Genomic DNA, 19,066 nt, shown 5'->3' with positions numbered 1-19,066 from the left:
ATGAAGAAAAATATAATTTTATTCTTAATAACCACAACATTAGGTTATGCCCAAGGAGGCTTGTTTGGAAAAGATCCGATCATAAATCTTGAAAATTTTGACAAACAAAAAATCCATTGGGGATATTACTTAGGTTTCAATAGTCTTGATTACAAATTTGATTATTTAAGTCCTACTAAGGATATTGAATCTGAAACGACTATTGGATTCAATGTTGGCCTTGTAGGAAACCTTCGTTTAATGGAATATATTGATTTACGTTTTGAACCAGGGTTAAACATCACTCAAAGAAATTTAATATATCCAAATATTGAAGACCCAGTTGACCGATTAAGAGAAGTAAAATCTACTTATATCCATTTCCCTTTACTTTTAAAATTTTCTTCAAAACGCACTGGAAACATCAGACCCTATTTATTAGGAGGTGTTTCTGCCTCTTTAAATTTAAGTAGTAATTCAAAAGCTCCTGATGATAATTTCAATGACCGTTTTAGAGTTAAAAAATGGACTAATAACTATGAAATAGGCTTTGGAATCGACCTTTATCTTGAATATTTTAAGTTTTCACCTTCAATAAGAGGTGTATTTAGTATGAATGATGAATTAATAAGAGACAATACACCAGATAGTCCGTGGACAGGAAACATTCAAGAAATGAAAACAAGAGGTATTTTTATTAATTTCACTTTCCATTAAATCATCTTTTAAATTCGCTTAAAATTATTCCAGTAGCGGTAGCAACATTTAAGCTTTCTGTTTGTTTCAGTTTTCCAAATCTTGGAATAGATATTCTTTTGCTTATTAACTTTTCAATCGAATCACTTATTCCATTAGCTTCATTACCCATAACAATAATACCTTCATTAGGCAATTGTTCATTATAAATAACATCTCCATCCATAAAAGTTCCAAAAACAGGAAGTTCCGTTGTTTTCAAAACACTCTCTAAATCAGTATAAACAACTTTAACTCTACTTATAGAGCCCATAGTAGCCTGTACAACTTTAGGATTATAAATATCTACTGTTTCTTCAGAACAAATTAAAGTTTCAATTCCAAACCAATCACAAAGCCTAATAATTGTACCTAAATTACCTGGATCTCGAATATCATCTAATGCAACAATTAATCCTGAAAGTGTACCTTTTTTCTCTAATGGAATTCTGAAAAGTGCCAAACAATTATTTGGAGTTGTTAATGCACTAATTTTTTTTAATTCAGCATCTGTAATGGTATGACTTTTGCTTTTATCAACGTATGAAAATATATCATCTGTAGAAAACAAAGCTTCCAATTCATAATTAGCTTCTAGTAGTTCTTGAATTACTTTTTTACCTTCTGCAAAGAATAATTGATGCTGTTTTCTATATTTTTTTTGCTGTAAACTTGTAATAAGTTTAATTTGGTTTTTACTAACCATAAAAATTGTATTTTTGACTAACTATTTTTTATTACCTTGAAAAAACTTTTTCCAAAAATAACACTAATATTCTTAACTGGAACCATTTTTTACTCTTGTTCTATAGTAAAAAAAGTTCCTGAAGATGGACAATTATTGACTAAAAACATCATTTTAGCCAATGATACAATTGTAAAAAATGAAAGAATAGAAAATCTTTTAAGTCAAAAACCAAATGGGAAGCTTCTTGGTTTTCCACTTAGACTTGGCCTTTACAATTTAGCGAAAGACAATCCTGACTCTTTATATTATGACTGGTTAAACCGAAAACCCAATCGTAGAGAAAATTTAGCCAAACTTATCTCAAACAAACAAGTAGATCGACTAAGTCAATCATTTCTTGTTTCTGGATTAAGTAGATTTTTAAAAAAAACAGGTGAAGCTCCAGTAATTATAAATAAAATAAAAATCAATAGTACAAAAAACAAACTCAAAGGATACTATGAAAATCAAGGCTTTTTTAATACTGAAATAAGTGCAAAAATTGATTCTGTTGGTGTAAAAAAGGCAAAAGTAACCTATAATATTATCACTGGAGAACCATCATATATAGATAGCATTTCAAGACGAATAGAAACTCCTGAAATCGACAGTTTATTTACTAATATTCAGTCTAGTTCTTTTTTAAAATCTGGAGATAAATTTAACGGAAACAACTTTGATCTAGAAAGAGCAAGACTTACTAACTATTTCAGAAATAATGGTGTTTATCATTTTCAAATCAATCATGTAAGATATGACATTATTACAAATGAAAGAGATAAAAAAGTAGATGTTGTATATGATATTGAAGATAGAAAAATAAAAAGAGAAGACACGCTTGCTAAAACACCTTTTAAAATTTACAAAATAAATCAGGTTAATATATACACTAATAACAATTCCAGAGAAACTAATAAAATAACCGATAGTGTTTCTTATAACAATTACAACATTTACAGTAACGGCAAACTAAACTATAAACCAAAAGCGATTACTGATGCTATTTTCATTGAAAAAGGAAAACTTTTTAGTGATCTTGACCGATCATTAACATCACGATCATTAAGTAACTTAAAAGTATTTAACTTTCCTAATATTGAATACATAGAAGATACTTTATCTGGTGGTTCAAACAAACTAATTGCTAACATTTATTTATCTCCTTTAAAAAAGAAAAACTTAAATGCATCTATAGATTTTACTCATTCAAACATACAAGATTTTGGTATTACAGGAAATCTTTCACTTACATTCAGAAATTTATTCAGAAGAGCAGAAACACTTGAAATTACAACACGTGGAAACATTGGATCTTCAAAAGATTTAGCAAATCCTAACGATACTTTTTTCAACATCTCTGAATACGGTGTAGATGCTAAACTTACTTTTCCTAGAATTTTCTTTCCTATAAACACCACAAGACTGATAAAAAAGGAAATGTTACCTACTACTCAAATGAGTTTTGGATTAACAAATCAGAAAAATATCGGTTTAGACAAAGAAAATTTCACTGGTATAATCAATTATAATTGGCTACCAAAAGACAACACAACTATTCGTTTTGATTTGATCAATATACAATTTGTACGAAATTTAAATATCGACAATTATTTTAATGTTTACAACTCTTCTTACAATCGATTAAATAATCTAGCTCAAATCTATAATACTAATCCTAATAACTTAGATGAATATGGCGATCTTACTTTCCCAGGAGCCATTACATTTATCGATGAAGTAGTTAACAACCAAACAGCATTAACGAGTGACCAACAAGATTATCAATCTATAAGAAGTATTGGAGAAAGAAGAAAACGTTTAATTGAAAACAACCTTATTGTCTCAAGTGCTTTCACTTTTAGTAAAAATACTCGAAAAGGATTTCTAGACAACACATTTTATGCATTCAAAGCAAAATTAGAAACCGCTGGAAATGCTATATCATTATTAGCAAAAAGGAAAAATGAACCTTTAAATGATAATGGAAATAATACTGTTTTTGGAATTGAATATGCTCAATATGTAAAAGGAGAATTTGATCTTATAAAACACTGGAGCTTAGGCAAAAAAAATATTATTGCTTTTAGAACTTTTGGCGGACTAGCTGTTCCTTATGGAAATGCAAACTCAATTCCTTTCTCAAGAAGTTATTTTGCTGGAGGTTCAAATGACAATAGAGGTTGGCAAGCTTACAGTCTTGGTCCTGGAAGCAGTGGTGGTATAAATGATTTCAATGAAGCTAACCTAAAAATTGCAGCAAGTGTAGAATATCGTTTTAATATCTTTGGAAAAGTAAATGGTGCTTTATTTGCTGATGCTGGTAATATTTGGAACATTTTTGACAACGTAGAAGATAAATCATACACATTTAATGGGATAAAATCACTTCAAGACATAGCTTTAGGCACAGGAATCGGGTTTCGTTATGATTTTGATTTTTTTGTTTTTAGAATTGACTTAGGCTATAAAACATACAATCCTGCAAAAGAAATGAGTCAAAGATGGTTTAGAGACATCAACTTTAGCAGAACAGTTTTAAATTTTGGAATTAATTATCCATTCTAATTTTTTAAATTATTATTTTTGTAGCATTATTAAAAAATAACCAACTATGAGCCACAACATAAAACCTGGTGTCGCAACTGGAGATCAGGTACAAGAAATATTTCGTTTTGCGAAAGAAAAAGGATTTGCACTACCTGCTGTAAACGTTACAGGATCAAGTACTATTAACGGTGTTCTTGAAACCGCTGCAAAATTAAAAGCACCTGTAATTATCCAGTTTTCTAACGGAGGTGCATTATTCAATGCAGGAAAAGGACTTTCGAACGAAAATCAAAAAGCGGCTATTTTAGGAGGCGTAGCTGGAGCAAAACACATACACGAATTAGCAGAAGCTTATGGAGCAACTGTAATACTTCATACTGATCATTGTGCAAAAAATCTATTACCGTGGATTGATGGATTATTAGATGCCTCTGAAAAACATTTTGCAGAAACTGGAAAACCTTTATTCAGTTCTCACATGATTGATTTATCTGAAGAACCAATTGAAGAAAACATAGAAATTTCTAAGAAATACCTAGAGCGAATGAGTAGAATGGGTATGACATTAGAAATAGAATTAGGAATTACTGGTGGAGAAGAAGATGGTGTAGATAATTCTGATGTAGATAGTTCAAAATTATATACCCAACCTGAAGAAGTAGCTTATGCTTATGAAGAATTAATGAAAGTTAGTCCTCGTTTCACCATAGCTGCTGCATTCGGAAATGTTCATGGTGTATACAAGCCAGGAAATGTAAAATTAACTCCAAAAATATTAAAAAACTCACAAGAGTTTGTTCAAAATAAATACAAAACAGAAGCCAACCCAGTTGATTTTGTTTTTCATGGAGGAAGTGGTTCTACAATTGAAGAAATAAGAGAAGCTATTACTTATGGTGTAATAAAAATGAACATCGACACTGATTTACAATTTGCATTTACAGAAGGAGTTAGGGAATATGTAGTATCAAAAGTTGATTATTTAAAAACCCAAATAGGAAATCCAGAAGGATCTGAAATACCTAATAAAAAATATTATGATCCTAGAAAATGGATTAGAGAAGGTGAAATGACTTTCAATAAACGCTTAGAAAAAGCATTCGAAGACCTAAATAACGTAAATACTTTATAATAATTTAAAAACCAGAAATTAAATTTAATTCTAAATTTAATTTCTGGTTTTTTTACTGCTAACATTAAAAATATGGCTTGGTTTAAAAGAAAAGAAAAAGGGATACAAACCCCAACGGAAGATAAAAAAGATGTACCAAAAGGATTATGGTATAAATCTCCAACTGGGAAAATTATTGACACTGAAGAATTAGCTAAAAATCTTTGGGTAAGTCCTGAAGATGATTTCCATGTAAGAATTGGTAGTGCAGAGTACTTCGAAATTTTGTTTGACAATAATGAATTCAAAGAACTAGATGCAAAAATGACATCTAAAGACCCTCTTAAATTTCAAGATACTAAAAAATATAGCGATCGTTTAAAAGATGCTATGGAAAAAACGAAATTAAAAGATGCTGTTAGAACTGCTGTTGGAAAATCAAAAGGAAAAGACTTAGTTGTTTCTTGTATGGATTTTGCCTTTATTGGTGGTTCAATGGGAGCTGTTGTTGGTGAAAAAATAGCTAGAGGTGTTGATTATGCTATTCAAAATAAGATACCTTTTGTAATGATTTCAAAATCTGGTGGAGCACGTATGATGGAAGCTGCATATTCATTAATGCAATTAGCCAAAACATCTGTAAAACTAGCACAATTAGCAGATGCACAAATTCCTTACATTTCTTTATGTACTGATCCTACAACAGGAGGAACAACTGCATCTTATGCAATGTTAGGCGACATCAATATTGCAGAACCAGGAGCCCTTATTGGATTTGCTGGACCACGTGTTGTAAAAGACACAACAGGAAAAGACCTGCCAGATGGTTTTCAAACATCTGAATTTCTTTTAGAACATGGATTCTTAGATTTTATTTCACATAGAAAAGAACTTAAAAACAAGATCAATTTATATTTAGATTTAATTCTTAATCAAGACGTTAGATAAATAAAAAGAGCTAGTAAATTACTAGCTCTTTTTATTTATCTGTAATACCAGAAAAAATCTTTCAAAAAAAATAAATAAATTACTTCTAACCTTTTTGATTGTATTAAAAAATAATTATATTTGCACCCACATTATAACCCATGCGGGTATGGTGAAATTGGTAGACACGCCAGACTTAGGATCTGGTGCCGAAAGGTGTGAAGGTTCGAGTCCTTTTACCCGCACAAAAAGCTGAACACTGTTCAGCTTTTTTTATTTATACAAAAGCTCATAATAATTGATTTTTTAAATAAAAAAATCTCTAAGAAATAATCCTAGAGATTCTGTAACTGTCTGTTTTTTTTTACGCATTTCTAAATTGAAATCGTTTTTTATAAAAAGATAGTACTTATTTACAAAATAAACACTTACTCTAGAGGACGTAATGTATTACTAAATGTAATTTTAAATTTTACTACTTCTCCTTTATACTCTTTTTTTAAATAGATAAATTTATATTTTTTTGCATTTTTAGTTCCTATTACTATTTCCTGTTTCGTATAGTTATCATAAACTATTATATCGCTTTGATTATTAAAACTAAGATAATCAGCAATTCGAGTATTAAGGTTTGTTATAGGATAAGATGAATAAATGTTTTTATCTTTTTGTTTTACTATAATCTTTTCACCTTTAAATCCTTGAGTCAATAAGAGAATACTTCTCTCTTCCGATAATCCGTTATTCTTTTTTAAGAATTCTTTTTTTTCTGCATCATTTACTCCTCTAAAGTCATCTCTAAAGTCTGTATTTACCCCTGATTTACAAGCTACAAAGGCTATACTTATTAAAATTAAAATATACTTCTTCATTTTATTATAACTTTAAAAAAGCTTTTATAGTATAACAGAACTCTACTTTTTTTAAAAGTACTAAACTTAAGTTTATTCTTTTACTATTTTTCTTGTTACAAAATTAGTGGCATTATAAAAAGCTTTTATTAAATACATTCCTTGTTGTAATTCTTGGATATTCAACTCTTTATTTACCGAAATATTTTCAAAACGTTTTATTAATTGTCCTGAAAGAGTATAAACTTCCATTTTCTCAATTTCAGATGATACTGAAACTGTGTTTTTAGTAGGATTAGGATAAATCACTAAACTTTGTTCTACTTCGAAATTACTTGATGACAAAACGCTAGACTGATTCCCAAATATTCGAAACTGTCCCGCAGGAATTGTAATTGGAGTTGTTGCATTTGTTACAACATAAGGAGTATCATCCATTAAATCATACCAAGTCCCTGTAAAAGGAAAGTCTGGAATTATACTAGCGTCTGATACTGAAAAATTAGCCAAAATAACAACATTTTTTAATTCAGTTGCAGGAATTGAATTGTCATAAATATAAATTCGTTGTTTTAAATTATCACCCGCTTCAGGACTTATAGCATATTCCCCATTAAACACAGCTTCACTTTTTTTCAAATTAATTAGTCTAGCATATTTTTGATAAATAGTACTCCTAATTGGATCTGCTAACCAATCTTCCGCCCATTGTGGTTGCGGTTTTGTATCCAATTTACAATTTCCTGAAATAGCATCGGATTCGGAATTAACACTACCATTTGAACAAGTATAAATAGAATCATCCATTCCTAATTCTTGAAAATGCCAAAGCATTTTTGGCCCAGGAATTAAAATACTAGTAGCTCCTATTGCTCCCATTCTATTTAATGCATTATTTAGATTCCCATTTACAGGAGCATTTCCACTTGCTTCACCATAAGTAACAGCTTCATACATTAATCTATCTTTGTCGTGACTTTCTGAGTATCCGATTAATCTTTTTCCTGTGAATCCTCTACTCACATGTCCCATTCTAGAAATACTTGCATTTGAAGCATATCCCATTGCTAATTGTTTATAAGAACTAAATAGTTCTCCCCACATCATAATACCTTTATCTTCTGCTATTCTATAGTTTGCCCATTCTTGTTCTTCTCCATCTGACCCTAAATGTTCAAAAATAGCATAATGAGTATCATCTATACTCCAAGAATAATCTACATACTCTTTCAATACATCTACTCTATCTTGTTGAAATTGATTTGTTAAAGCATCACTTCCTGTAGCATTCTGAGTAAACCCTTTAGTTAAATCCCATCTAAAACCATCAATTTTAAATTCATTTATCCAATATTTAAGTGTTTGTTTTACATAATCCCTAGTAAATGTAGAGGAATGATCAAAGTCTTCACCTACACTATAACTATGTGTTGCAATTGTATTAAAATAAGGATTTTCTGTGCTTGGATTTCCCCAACCATCACCATCTGGATCATTCATCCACATTCTAACCATAGGATTTCTTCCAAATGCATGATTAAAAGCAATATCTAGAATAACGGCAATATCATTTTGATGGCATAAATCAATTAATTCTTTTAATTTATCTTTTGTTCCATAAAATTTATCTAATGCCATATGAAAAGAAGTATTGTATCCCCAACTTTCATTGCCTTCAAATTCCATCACAGGCATTAATTCAATGGCATTAATACCTAGATTTTTAAGATAATCTATCCTATCGATTACATCTTGAAAGTTTCTATTTGCATCAAAATCACGAACCAATAATTCATAAACTACCAAATTATCTTTATTTGGTTTATTGAAGTTTGTTACTTGCCAATTATAAGGAGTTTGTCCTGTTTGAAGAACTGTTACTTCTCGTTCTTGCCCAACTGGATATGTTGGTAAATTAGGAAAAGAAGTTGATGAAATCCAAGGATCATCATAAGGTGATAGTACTAATGTTGAACATGGATCCGCAACTTTAACCAAAGCAGGAGAATTCGCAATAGGAGTTTCATCTACTACCCAATATTGATATGTCTCTATTTGTTCTGAAATTAATCCTGTTATTTCTAACCAAAACTTCTCTGAAACAGGATCTTTTTTCATTGCATAAGATGCATCAGGCTGCCAATTATTAAAACTTCCTGCTACATAAATAAAATCTTTTCCTGGTGCTTCTAACACTAAAGTCGCCTTTGTAAAGTCTGTTATATTATAATTAATCCCATTTTCTAATCCAGATGCCATTGCTTCAGTAATCGTTGAAGGATTTACGATGACAGAAAATGATTTTGTTTGTGTAATAGCTCCTTGTGTAATTTCTAAGTCATAACTTTGATTTTCTAAGATATTAATGTGATTAAATGAATAGGTAGCAACATTATTAACCATATCTATAGAAATACCATTTGCTTTTAAGTTATAATTAGCATTCCCGTTATTATTATTAGCTTCTATAAATAAGCTTTCTCCTGAATTTATAATTGTTGTTGAATTAAGTACTGGCGCTGTTAAATTAGACATAAAAGCTCCAACATTCAATTCTAAATCTCCTGTTTGCTGAGTTCCTGAATCGCTTCTAAAAACAATATTAATTTTTGAAATTGTTCCAGAAACAACACTATAAAAATCTTGAATAGAAGGTGTAATCTCTAATTTATAAATCGTTCCTGACACTAATGTTAACGAAGGTTGAGCTCCATTATCTCCCCAGTTTCCAATAACATTTTGCCAAGGGGTATCATCAACTGTAACTCCTGTATGAGCATATATAGTTCCTGAATAACTTGCCAAGCCTGTCCCTGCTTTATCGAAAAGAATGGTTGCCACTTGATCTGATTCGGGTGTAATTCCACCTTGCCAAGAAATCTGAGAAAACCCTGAAAAGCTAGCAACAATAAATAGTAGTAAGTAAATTTTTTTCATATTTCTTATAATTAAAAATAGAGCCATATTATTCATATAGCTCTATTCTTTTTATTCTAATTATTCAATTGTGATCGTTTTTGTATTTGAGTTAATTTTAAACAAACGTAACTCTGTAGGTCCTGTGTATTTAAAATTACTATCTCCATCAAATGCATTTTCTAATTCTGAATCTATAGTATATCCGTTTGAAACATACCAAGGAAAATTTCTACTTCCTTCTCCCCAACTATCTCCACCATTATTTCCTAAAAAGATTCTGAATGTCTCATTATTAGTAAGAGCAACAGGAACTTCATATATTCCATCTGAAACAATTGGGAATTCAGTTTCACTATCATCTGCCCAACTCCAACCTCCTGGTGTAGCTGCTCCTACTAACCAGTGAGATGTTGGCTCTATACCAGAGCTAACTGTACTGTTTGCTATCGATATAGTTTTTTGATTTTCATCAATTTTTATTCTATATGTTCCAGGTGTTCCAGTAAAACTAAAATTTGAATCACTATCATTTGCATTTTCAAGTACACTCACAATTTTATACCCTAAACCTGTATAATATGGATAATTTCTTCCTGAATTCCAATCTCCTGAAACAGTAAAAAATCTAAATGCCCCATTCTCTAAATTAGTTCTTGAAGAAAGTACATTGTCATTACATATTAAATTTAAAGGAGAAGACCAGTTCCATCCTGTTGTTGATGTTATTGCAGTACCTACGGCATACTGACCTAAACAGCCATAAGCTGTAACTAAATAAGTAATAGCATCTGAATATACTGTTTCAGCATCAGTTGTACCAACAGATGCCTTAACTCTAATATCAATAGCACTTTGAACAAATGGTGTTGCTCCTGCAATTAAAGCTGCTAAGTTTAGCTGATTAGTAGGAATTGAAATAAATTTATTATTTGTTGTTCCTAAGTCTTGAGCATCACTAAAATCAGAGCCATTTGGTGCTAATTGAACGGTATATGTAACTTCAGTTGGCACTCCAAAAGTAGCCGCTTCCCAAGTCAAAGAAATTCCTGGATTTGTAGGAGTTCCTTCATTTAAAATTACAGATTCATTATTAATTGGAGTTACAATTCTAAATGATTCAGATTGAGAACTTACAATTAATAAATCTTGTTCATCTTCACAAGCATTCAAACTTAAAATTAAGCTTAAAGCTATAAATGTTTTAAATATATTTTTCATTTTTAATAATTTTAATTGATATTTTAATACCCTGTATTCTGAGTCAAATTAGGATTTGAAGCTAAAGAAGCAGTAGGAATTGGAAAAACTTTTAAATGAGTTGGAAGTGCAATTCCATTAGAACCATTTCCTTTCCACACCCAGTTATAACTTCCTCCTGTATATTTTCCAAATCGGATTAAATCTTGTCTTCTGTGAGATTCCATATATAATTCTCTGGCTCTTTCATCAATAATAAAGTCTAAATTCAAATCTGCATTGGTAATATTAGCATTAGTTGCACCGTTATTTGCTCTTTCTCTTAACAAATTCACATAAGTAACTGCATCTGTCATTGTTGCATTTGAAGCTCCTCTAACAGCACATTCAGCATACATTAAATATACATCTGCTAATCTAAATAAAGGAAAATCGGTATCTACAAAAGTTGTATTTGATCCTGACACACCTGTTGACGAGATATTCGAATATTTCCCAAATACAAATCCTTGGTCTTTATCTGCAATATTTGTTATTTCAATACTTCTATTAGCAGAAATAATTGTGTTTCTAGTATCATTATCAAAAATTGGATCACTAAAAATTAAGGAAAATTGTTTTCTTAATCGTATTGCTCCTCCCCAACCACCTACTCCGAAGTCGTCTCCATTTGATTCAATAGAACCTACTTGTCCATTACACAAAACAGTAGTTGGCCCATAGTTTTGAGTATTTATAGCATCAGATTGAAGTGTAAAAATTAATTCTGGAGAAGTATCATTATCTTTTTTAAAATTATTTAAATAATTTGTATTTAAGGTATATCCTCCGTTTATAATGTCATTACATTTTGTGACACAATCTACATATCTATTTTGCCCTATATATACTTCTGCATTAAGATACATTTTTGCCAAAATCATGTTTGCGACTGCTTTATCTAGTCTTCCATATTCATTAGTTCTTGGATCTTTTAGATTTGGTAAAACAGCATTAATTTCAGATTCAATAAAATCAAAAAGTTGCTGTCTATTATATTCTGGTCCTTGAAAATTAATAGGATCGTCTTCTGTAATAAAAGGTGCTTTTCCATATAGATCCATTAAATTATAATATGCTAAAGCTCTTAACACTCTAACTTCATTTCTATATAAATTAATATTAGCAACCTCAACACCGTCAGTTATACCTCTTGAATTTAATTTTTCTGAAGATGATTGTCTTAAAAACTCATTTGCAATTGCTACTTCAACCATTGTTCTACTAAACATTCCTAAAATAATAGGATTATCCGCAGACCATATATTTCGTTGTAGTTCTCTTGTACCTGGATCATTTTCATAGCTCCAAATTATTTGATCAGCTGTTAAGTCTTGCATATACCAAAGACATCTTCCATACTGACTTGTCCCTGCATCAACCCCTTCTAGAAAAGAAGATTCTGCGCCACCAGTTCCTGTTAAAGATAAATTCCCATAAACACCTGCTAATGCTTGCTTATAAGCTCCTGGCTGAGAATAAAATTCGTCAGCAGTAAATACATCATCATCTTCTGGAGTAACATTTAAGTCGTTTGTACATGAAATAAACAGGAACAAAAAACAGATTAATGTTATTAAATTATACTTACTATTTTTCATAATCATTTTTTTAAAACTTAATGTTTGCACCAAATAAGAAAGATCTTTGTCTAGGATAAATGGTATTATCTATTCCGTTATTCGTTATTTCAGGATCTAGTCCTGAATATTTCGTTATCACAAATGCATTTTGAACACCTGTGAAAAATCTTAATGATGCTTTTCCTTCTAACCATTTAGGAAAAGTATAGCCTATTGTAACGTTGTCTAATCTTAAAAATGATGCGTTTTCAATATATATATCTGATAAAATAACATCGGCTGATGTATTAAATCCTGTATCGTAAACTGATGTAGGAATATTTCCTAATGCAGATGATTGTTGGTTTAACAAATCATATTGAGCTCTTCCTGCATTAACTGCATTATAGATCCTATTTCCTACACTTGCTCTCATATTAAATGAGAAATCTAAATTTTTATAATTTAAATAAGAAGCGAAACCAAAAGTAGCATCTGGATCTGGATTTTTATAGATATATCTATCGTCTCCATTTACAATACCATCTCCATTTAAATCAGCATAAGCTCCTTCAATTGGTTGTCCATTTGTGTTATATAATTGTTTATACACATAATAAGAATATGGAGTAAACCCTTCTCTATATATTTGTGCTGTTCCACCAGTACCTGAACCTATACCTCCAATAAATATATCTGCATCTAATGCTAATTCATCAATTCTTCTTTCGAATTTTGTAGCATTAAAATTAACATCCCACTTAAAATTATCTTTTTCAACAACAACAGCGTTTATCGCAAATTCAATTCCTTTTATAGTCATATCTCCTATATTTTGGAATCCTCTATTTGAAAAATTCCCTCCATCTGGCAAAGCCGATCTTACTAATAAGTCTTCTGATTTTTTATAAAAAGCATCTATTGTTCCTGTGATTCTATTATTAAATAATCCATAATCAAACCCAACATTATATGTTGTGGTTTCTTCCCATTTTAAATTAGGATTATATGGAGTTGAAACAGCTATTGGATTTGGAAGATTACCAAAGAAATATTGAGATTGATTATTTCCTGTCACATATTGCTGCAGGTAAGAAAGCCTGTCATTAATATCTTGTTGGCCTGTAATTCCATACCCTAACCTTAATTTTAAATCGGTTACAAACTTAGAATTTTGTAAAAATTCTTCTTTTAACTTCCATGCAAAAGCTGCGGCTGGAAAATTACCCCATCTATTTTCTTTAGAGAAACGAGAAGATCCATCTCTTCTATAAGATAGTGTTAAAATATATTTATCATTATATGTAAAGTTTGTTCTTCCAAAAAAGCCTATTAAAACGATATCAGCAAAAGTATCAACATCTGCAATTGCACTAGTATAATTAGGTTGATTAATGTTTCCAGTTGTAAACTTACTTCCTTCAAATTTTTGATATGAATATCCCGCAGTAGCATCAACTTCCAATGAATTAAACTGTTTTTTATAATTAAAATAAGTATCTAAAGATTTATTTTTTCTGTTTTCGTCAGTAAACTCATTTGCGCCATATGTTCTATTATCATTATTTGGTGATGATCCTGTGAAACGGGAAACAATTTTAGTTCTCTCTCCTTTTGATTCATCAAATCCAAGATTTATTACAGCTCTTAAATCTGGTAGAAAATGAAATTTATAATCTATTTCAAAATTTCCGAATAATCTATTATTAATTCCTCTATCATTTGTTTGCAGCAATTGAGAAACTGGATTTCTTACTACACTTGGTGTTAATTCAGCATTAGAAGGATTGGTTGCCTGATTCCAATATTCAAAAAAACCACCATAATACGAATTAGCATCATATACTGGTTGTGTAGGATCAAATCGTAATGCTGCACCCTCAACACCCTCAGCAAATCGATTTCTTTCATTTGCATAATTTGCAGAAACATTAATTTTTAAATGATTATCTAAAAAGCTTGGGTTTAAAGCAACTCCTATGGTATTTCTATTAAACTCATTTGTAAGCCTTAATCCTTCTTGATATGTATTTCCCAATGATAATCTTGAAGGAATTTTATTAAAAAGATTTCCTCTCACAGAAATATTATTATCTATAAAATCTGTCTTTCTATAAATCTCTTCCTGCCAATCTGTATTTGCATTTCCTAATAGTCCTACTCCTTCTGGAAATTGAGCAGTTACAACATCTCTAAACTCATCAGCAGAAAAAACACTTACTTTTTTCACTAATTTTCCTGTGGCATATTGAACGTTATAATCAACATTCAGTTCTTTTCCTCCTTTTTTAGTTGTAATAATAATAACTCCATTTGATGCTCTTGATCCGTATATGGCAGTTGCAGAAGCATCTTTTAAAACGGTAAACGATTCAATATCGCTTGGATTTAATCCTGCTAATATTGATGTAGAACCTGTATTTGAACTATTCTCAATTGGCAATCCGTCTATCACAATTAATGGATCATTTGAAGCAAATAAAGAAGATCCTCCTCTAATTCTAATTTCCGAACCTGATCCTGGTGCACCACTTGTATTCACCGTTAAACCAGCTACACGACCATTTAATAAATTTTCAGCAGTAACTACTGTTCCTTTATTAAACTCACTGGCTTTTAATGTAGTTACAGCTCCTGTAGCATCTTTTTTCTTAACAGTTCCATAACCAATTACTACTATCCCTTCTAGTTGATTTGTATCCTCAACTAAATATACTGTAATCTCTTTTTGTCCGTTATATAGTATAGTCTGTTTTACAAAACCGAGATAAGTAAAAATTATTTTATCTCCTTTGTTTAGATTAGATAGTGTAAAATTTCCGTCAAAATCTGTAGCCGTTCCAGTACTATTACCTTCTACTGCTATATTCACACTAGGCAATGGCTGCTGTGTCGTACTTTCTATTACAGTTCCTTTTAAAATGTTTTGTGCAAACATTCCTATGGGTAAGATAAGCATGAAAAATAATAACTTTTTTTGTAATGTTTTCATACATTTTATTTAGGTTAAACTTTAAAATTATTATGCTTATAAATCACTTCTAATGTTAAATTTATGTAAAAAAGTGGTTTAAAAAAATAAACCTTTCCCAAACACTTACCGAAAACGTTTTCGTGTTGAAAACTTTATTAAAACAAGCAGAAATTAGTGTTAAAATTGCGATACTAGAAAAATAAAAGTACTTTTATTAAAAATATTGAATTTTAGTTAAAATTGCATGAAACGAAAAGTAACCTTAAAACAAATAGCAAAAGAATTAGATGTTTCCATTTCAACAGTCTCTAAATCTTTGAAAAACAGCTCTGAAATAAGTGAAGACACAAGGTTAAAAGTTCAAGCATTTGCAAAATTATATAATTACAAACCCAATAATATTGCATTAAGTTTAAAAAATAGAAAAACAAAAACTATTGGAATTATAATTCCTGAAATTGTACATCATTTTTTTGCTACTGTTATTAGTGGAATTGAACAAGTCGCAAACGAACAAGGATACAATGTAATTGTTTGCTTATCTGATGAGTCTTTTGACAAGGAAGTTATCAATTTAGAAATGCTAGCAAATGGAAGTACTGATGGCTTTATTATGTCTTTATCAAAAGAAACGCAACAAAAAAAAGATTTTCATCACTTACAAGAGGTAATCAACCAAGGAATGCCTATTGTTATGTTTGATAGAATTGCAAACGAAATACTTACAGACAAAGTTATTATTGATGATTCACTTGCTGCTTATCAAGCTGTAAGTTTCTTAATTGAAGAAAAGAGAAAAAAAATAGCCTTAATTACTACTGTAGATTATGTAAGTGTTGGAAAATTAAGAACAGATGGCTATTTAAAGGCTTTAGAAGATAATGCAATTGAAATTAATAATGATTTAATTGTAAAAATTGAAGATATAGAAAACTGTTCTAATATAATTGACCCATTACTTAATGAAAATAAAATAGATGCCATTTTTGCAGTAAATGAATTGTTTGCTGTAGTTGCTATAAAAGCAGCTTTGAAAAAAGGAATTAAAATTCCTGAAGACATGTCGGTTATTGCATTTACAGATGGAATTATTTCTAAATTTTCAACTCCAACCATAACAACAGTTAGTCAAAACGGTGTTAAAATGGGAAGAAAAGCAGCAGAAATGCTTATTGAAAGATTAGAAAATGAGGAAGAAGACGAGCGTTATCGTACTGAAGTAATAGAAACTAATCTTATAAAAAGAGAATCTACGAAAACGTAATAGTTTACCATAAACACCTTAAAATCAATATTTTAAAATTTTAAAAAAATATATTTCAACATAAAAAAAGTGGAATAAAAAATTTTTAATTTAAAATAAAAACTATATTTGTACTATATCAAAGCTTGTATTTCACTTCTAAAAAACAAAGTTTTGATAAGCTAAACGCTTATCGTAAGTACTAAATTAACACATTACGATACATGGAAAAGCGTAAATTAAGTTTCTGGGAAATTTGGAACATGAGTTTCGGTTTTTTAGGAATACAATTTGGTTTTGCCCTTCAAGGAGGGTTTATGTCTAGAATTTTTCAAACACTTGGAGCTGAGAAAGATGCGATTCCTCTTTTATGGATTGCTGCACCTTTAACAGGGCTAATTGTTCAACCAATCATTGGCTATTTAAGTGATAATACTTGGCATTCTAGATTAGGAAGAAGAAAACCTTATTTTTTGCTAGGGGCAATTTTATCTTCCATAACACTATTTTTTGTTCCCTATTCTCCCGCACTATGGATTGCAGCAGGCTTTCTATGGATTTTAGATGCTTCTATCAATATAAGTATGGAACCATTTAGAGCTTTAGTCGCTGATAAACTTCCCGATTCTCAAAGATCTTATGGTTTTGTAATGCAAACCTTAATTATAGGAATTGGAACATGGATTGCAAGTAATCTACCTTGGTTAATGACAACATTAGGTATTAGCAATGAAGCTGCTCCAGGAATTATTCCCATGTCCGTTAAAATTGCATTTGCCATTGGAGGTTTTGTTTTTTTGGTCAGTATTTTGTACACTATTTTTACCACCAAAGAATATCCTCCCGAAGACTTAGAAGAATTTAAAAAAGAAAAAGAAGATTCTCGTTTTATTAAAGATTTGTTCGTCTCTATTAAAGAAATGCCATCTACAATGAAGAAACTAGGCATCATACAATTCTTCAGTTGGTTTGCTTTCTTTACAATGTGGAGTTTAGCTACTCCTTCATTAACAGAACATGTTTTTAAAGCACCAGCACCAATAGAAAAAAACTACAATTTAGAAGATTCTTCTCAATTAGCACAATTTAATGAAGCTGGAGCCAAATATCAAACAGCAGCTGATTCAGTAGGTTCTGCTATGGGAATTTATGGTCTTTCTTCTATGGGGTTTGCATTATTACTAACTTTTTATACTTCCAGATTTAGGATAAACAGAAAATACATTCACATGTTTTCCTTAATACTTGGAGGAATTGGTTTTATTATAATGAAATATATTGAAAACCCTTTCTACTTAAATATATCATTTATACTTATTGGAATTTCATGGGGAAGTATTTTATCCATGCCTTACGCTATGCTTTCAAGTTCTGTTAATGAAAAGAAAATGGGAATGATGATGGGGTTATTTAATATGTTTATTGTAATACCACAAATTATTGCAGCCTTAGGAGGAATAAACTATGTATCCAAAATATTTGGAAATACTGCAATAGCACCTATGACATTAGCAGGAGCTTCATTAATACTTGCAGGATTATGCAACTTTTTAATTACAGAAAAAAAAGCAATTAGTTTTCAAATTGAATAAAAAAATGAATAAAAAAACATTCATATTCGACCTAGATGGTGTTATTGTTGATACTGCAAAATATCATTTTTTAGCTTGGCAACGATTAGCAAGTCAATTAGGAATTGAATTTACGCCCGAACATAACGAAGAACTAAAAGGTGTAAGCCGAGTAAAATCATTAGAATTGATTTTAAATTTAGGAAACATCAAAGCATCTCAGGAAGAGAAAGACATTTGGCTTGTTCAAAAAAACACCGAATATCTATCCTATATCAATGAAATAGATGAAAGTGAAATATTACCCGGCGTTATATCGGTTCTTAATTTTTTAAAAGAAAACAACCAAGATATCGTATTAGGAAGTGCAAGCAAAAACGCACGACCTATTTTAGAAAAAACAAACATCATTCATTATTTTGATGCTATTGTAGATGGAAATGATGTTTCCAATGCAAAACCAGATCCTGAAGTTTTTCTTCAAGGAGCAAAAAAAATGAATAACAATCCTATAAACTGCATCGTCTTTGAAGATTCTTTAGCTGGAATTCAAGCTGCAAATATTGCAAACATGATTAGCATAGGGATTGGAGACAAAAGAGTATTACACGAAGCACAATTTGTGTTTCCCGATTTTACTCATATAGATATAAATTTTATAGACAACTTAGTGAATAGATAAAA

General features: G+C 30.3%; 13 protein-coding genes and 1 tRNA gene. 8 read left to right on the top strand and 6 right to left on the bottom strand.

The annotated features are described in order from the left end of the window. Complete coding sequence (gene porT, locus LXD69_RS08030) at positions 1-696, top strand: type IX secretion/gliding motility protein PorT/SprT (protein WP_045969319.1); 696 nt, start codon at positions 1-3, stop codon at positions 694-696. Between the two features lies 1 nt (position 697). Here porT and LXD69_RS08025 read toward each other — a convergent pair whose 3' ends face one another. After that, a complete protein-coding gene (locus tag LXD69_RS08025) occupies positions 698-1,420 on the bottom strand; it encodes a TrmH family RNA methyltransferase (RefSeq protein WP_246918668.1) in 723 nt (240 codons plus the stop codon). 36 nt (positions 1,421-1,456) lie between these two features. Here LXD69_RS08025 and tamL point away from each other — a divergent pair, with 36 nt between their 5' ends. The 4 genes from tamL (at position 1,457) to LXD69_RS08005 (ending at position 6,271) form a co-directional block, all read left to right on the top strand. Next, a complete protein-coding gene (gene tamL / locus LXD69_RS08020) occupies positions 1,457-4,006 on the top strand; it encodes a translocation and assembly module lipoprotein TamL (protein ID WP_246918666.1) in 2,550 nt (849 codons plus the stop codon). Positions 4,007-4,052: 46 nt separating this feature from the next. Then, the gene (gene fbaA / locus LXD69_RS08015; RefSeq protein ID WP_045969081.1) at positions 4,053-5,120 is read left to right on the top strand and encodes a class II fructose-bisphosphate aldolase; all 1,068 of its coding nucleotides are present in this window, start codon (positions 4,053-4,055) and stop codon (positions 5,118-5,120) included. Between the two features lie 72 nt (positions 5,121-5,192). Beyond that, a complete protein-coding gene (gene accD / locus LXD69_RS08010; protein ID WP_045969083.1) occupies positions 5,193-6,047 on the top strand; it encodes an acetyl-CoA carboxylase, carboxyltransferase subunit beta in 855 nt (284 codons plus the stop codon). Positions 6,048-6,189: 142 nt separating this feature from the next. After that, positions 6,190-6,271: transfer RNA gene (locus LXD69_RS08005), tRNA-Leu, on the top strand. A 183-nt stretch (positions 6,272-6,454) separates the two neighbouring features. Here the strand turns inward: LXD69_RS08005 and LXD69_RS08000 are convergent. The 5 genes from LXD69_RS08000 to LXD69_RS07980 all read right to left on the bottom strand — a co-directional run bounded on the left by LXD69_RS08000 (position 6,455) and on the right by LXD69_RS07980 (position 15,586). Beyond that, positions 6,455-6,898 carry a hypothetical protein gene (locus tag LXD69_RS08000; protein WP_052705230.1) on the bottom strand — a complete coding sequence of 148 codons (444 nt, stop codon included), beginning with the start codon at positions 6,896-6,898 and terminating at the stop codon, positions 6,455-6,457. Between the two features lie 72 nt (positions 6,899-6,970). Then, positions 6,971-9,814, bottom strand: a complete 2,844-nt coding sequence (locus tag LXD69_RS07995; protein WP_246918664.1) for an alpha-amylase family glycosyl hydrolase — start codon at positions 9,812-9,814, stop codon at positions 6,971-6,973. 60 nt (positions 9,815-9,874) lie between these two features. Beyond that, positions 9,875-11,014, bottom strand: coding sequence for a SusE domain-containing protein (locus tag LXD69_RS07990; protein ID WP_246918662.1), 1,140 nt, complete (start codon positions 11,012-11,014; stop codon positions 9,875-9,877). Between the two features lie 23 nt (positions 11,015-11,037). Then, positions 11,038-12,633, bottom strand: a complete 1,596-nt coding sequence (locus LXD69_RS07985) for a RagB/SusD family nutrient uptake outer membrane protein (RefSeq protein ID WP_045969325.1) — start codon at positions 12,631-12,633, stop codon at positions 11,038-11,040. 10 nt (positions 12,634-12,643) lie between these two features. Beyond that, positions 12,644-15,586 (bottom strand): SusC/RagA family TonB-linked outer membrane protein, encoded by a 2,943-nt coding sequence (locus tag LXD69_RS07980; protein WP_246918660.1) that lies wholly within the window; start codon positions 15,584-15,586, stop codon positions 12,644-12,646. Positions 15,587-15,812: 226 nt separating this feature from the next. Here LXD69_RS07980 and LXD69_RS07975 point away from each other — a divergent pair, with 226 nt between their 5' ends. From LXD69_RS07975 to pgmB, 3 genes are all read left to right on the top strand, one after another. Next, positions 15,813-16,832: a LacI family DNA-binding transcriptional regulator gene (locus LXD69_RS07975; protein ID WP_045969091.1), complete on the top strand. Its 1,020-nt coding sequence runs from the start codon at positions 15,813-15,815 to the stop codon at positions 16,830-16,832. 203 nt (positions 16,833-17,035) lie between these two features. Further along, positions 17,036-18,403: an MFS transporter gene (locus LXD69_RS07970; protein WP_045969093.1), complete on the top strand. Its 1,368-nt coding sequence runs from the start codon at positions 17,036-17,038 to the stop codon at positions 18,401-18,403. Positions 18,404-18,407: 4 nt separating this feature from the next. Then, positions 18,408-19,064 carry a beta-phosphoglucomutase gene (pgmB, locus tag LXD69_RS07965; RefSeq protein ID WP_045969095.1) on the top strand — a complete coding sequence of 219 codons (657 nt, stop codon included), beginning with the start codon at positions 18,408-18,410 and terminating at the stop codon, positions 19,062-19,064. Positions 19,065-19,066 lie beyond the last annotated feature (2 nt).

This window comes from Flavobacterium sediminilitoris, assembly GCF_023008245.1.
Taxonomy (GTDB): Bacteria; Bacteroidota; Bacteroidia; order Flavobacteriales; family Flavobacteriaceae; genus Flavobacterium; species Flavobacterium sediminilitoris.
The sequence above is the reverse complement of the archived record's forward strand: the minus strand, read 5'-3'. Positions and strand labels throughout refer to the sequence as shown.

Excerpts from the sequence above, each read along its gene's own strand:
- porT (WP_045969319.1), top strand. The coding sequence starts at position 1 with ATGAAGAAAAATATAATTTTATTCTTAATAACCACAACATTAGGTTAT.
- LXD69_RS08025 (WP_246918668.1), bottom strand. The coding sequence starts at position 1,420 with ATGGTTAGTAAAAACCAAATTAAACTTATTACAAGTTTACAGCAAAAA.
- fbaA (WP_045969081.1), top strand. The coding sequence starts at position 4,053 with ATGAGCCACAACATAAAACCTGGTGTCGCAACTGGAGATCAGGTACAA.
- accD (WP_045969083.1), top strand. The coding sequence starts at position 5,193 with ATGGCTTGGTTTAAAAGAAAAGAAAAAGGGATACAAACCCCAACGGAA.
- LXD69_RS08000 (WP_052705230.1), bottom strand. The coding sequence starts at position 6,898 with ATGAAGAAGTATATTTTAATTTTAATAAGTATAGCCTTTGTAGCTTGT.
- LXD69_RS07995 (WP_246918664.1), bottom strand. The coding sequence starts at position 9,814 with ATGAAAAAAATTTACTTACTACTATTTATTGTTGCTAGCTTTTCAGGG.
- LXD69_RS07990 (WP_246918662.1), bottom strand. The coding sequence starts at position 11,014 with ATGAAAAATATATTTAAAACATTTATAGCTTTAAGCTTAATTTTAAGT.
- LXD69_RS07985 (WP_045969325.1), bottom strand. The coding sequence starts at position 12,633 with ATGAAAAATAGTAAGTATAATTTAATAACATTAATCTGTTTTTTGTTC.
- LXD69_RS07980 (WP_246918660.1), bottom strand. The coding sequence starts at position 15,586 with ATGAAAACATTACAAAAAAAGTTATTATTTTTCATGCTTATCTTACCC.
- LXD69_RS07975 (WP_045969091.1), top strand. The coding sequence starts at position 15,813 with ATGAAACGAAAAGTAACCTTAAAACAAATAGCAAAAGAATTAGATGTT.
- LXD69_RS07970 (WP_045969093.1), top strand. The coding sequence starts at position 17,036 with ATGGAAAAGCGTAAATTAAGTTTCTGGGAAATTTGGAACATGAGTTTC.
- pgmB (WP_045969095.1), top strand. The coding sequence starts at position 18,408 with ATGAATAAAAAAACATTCATATTCGACCTAGATGGTGTTATTGTTGAT.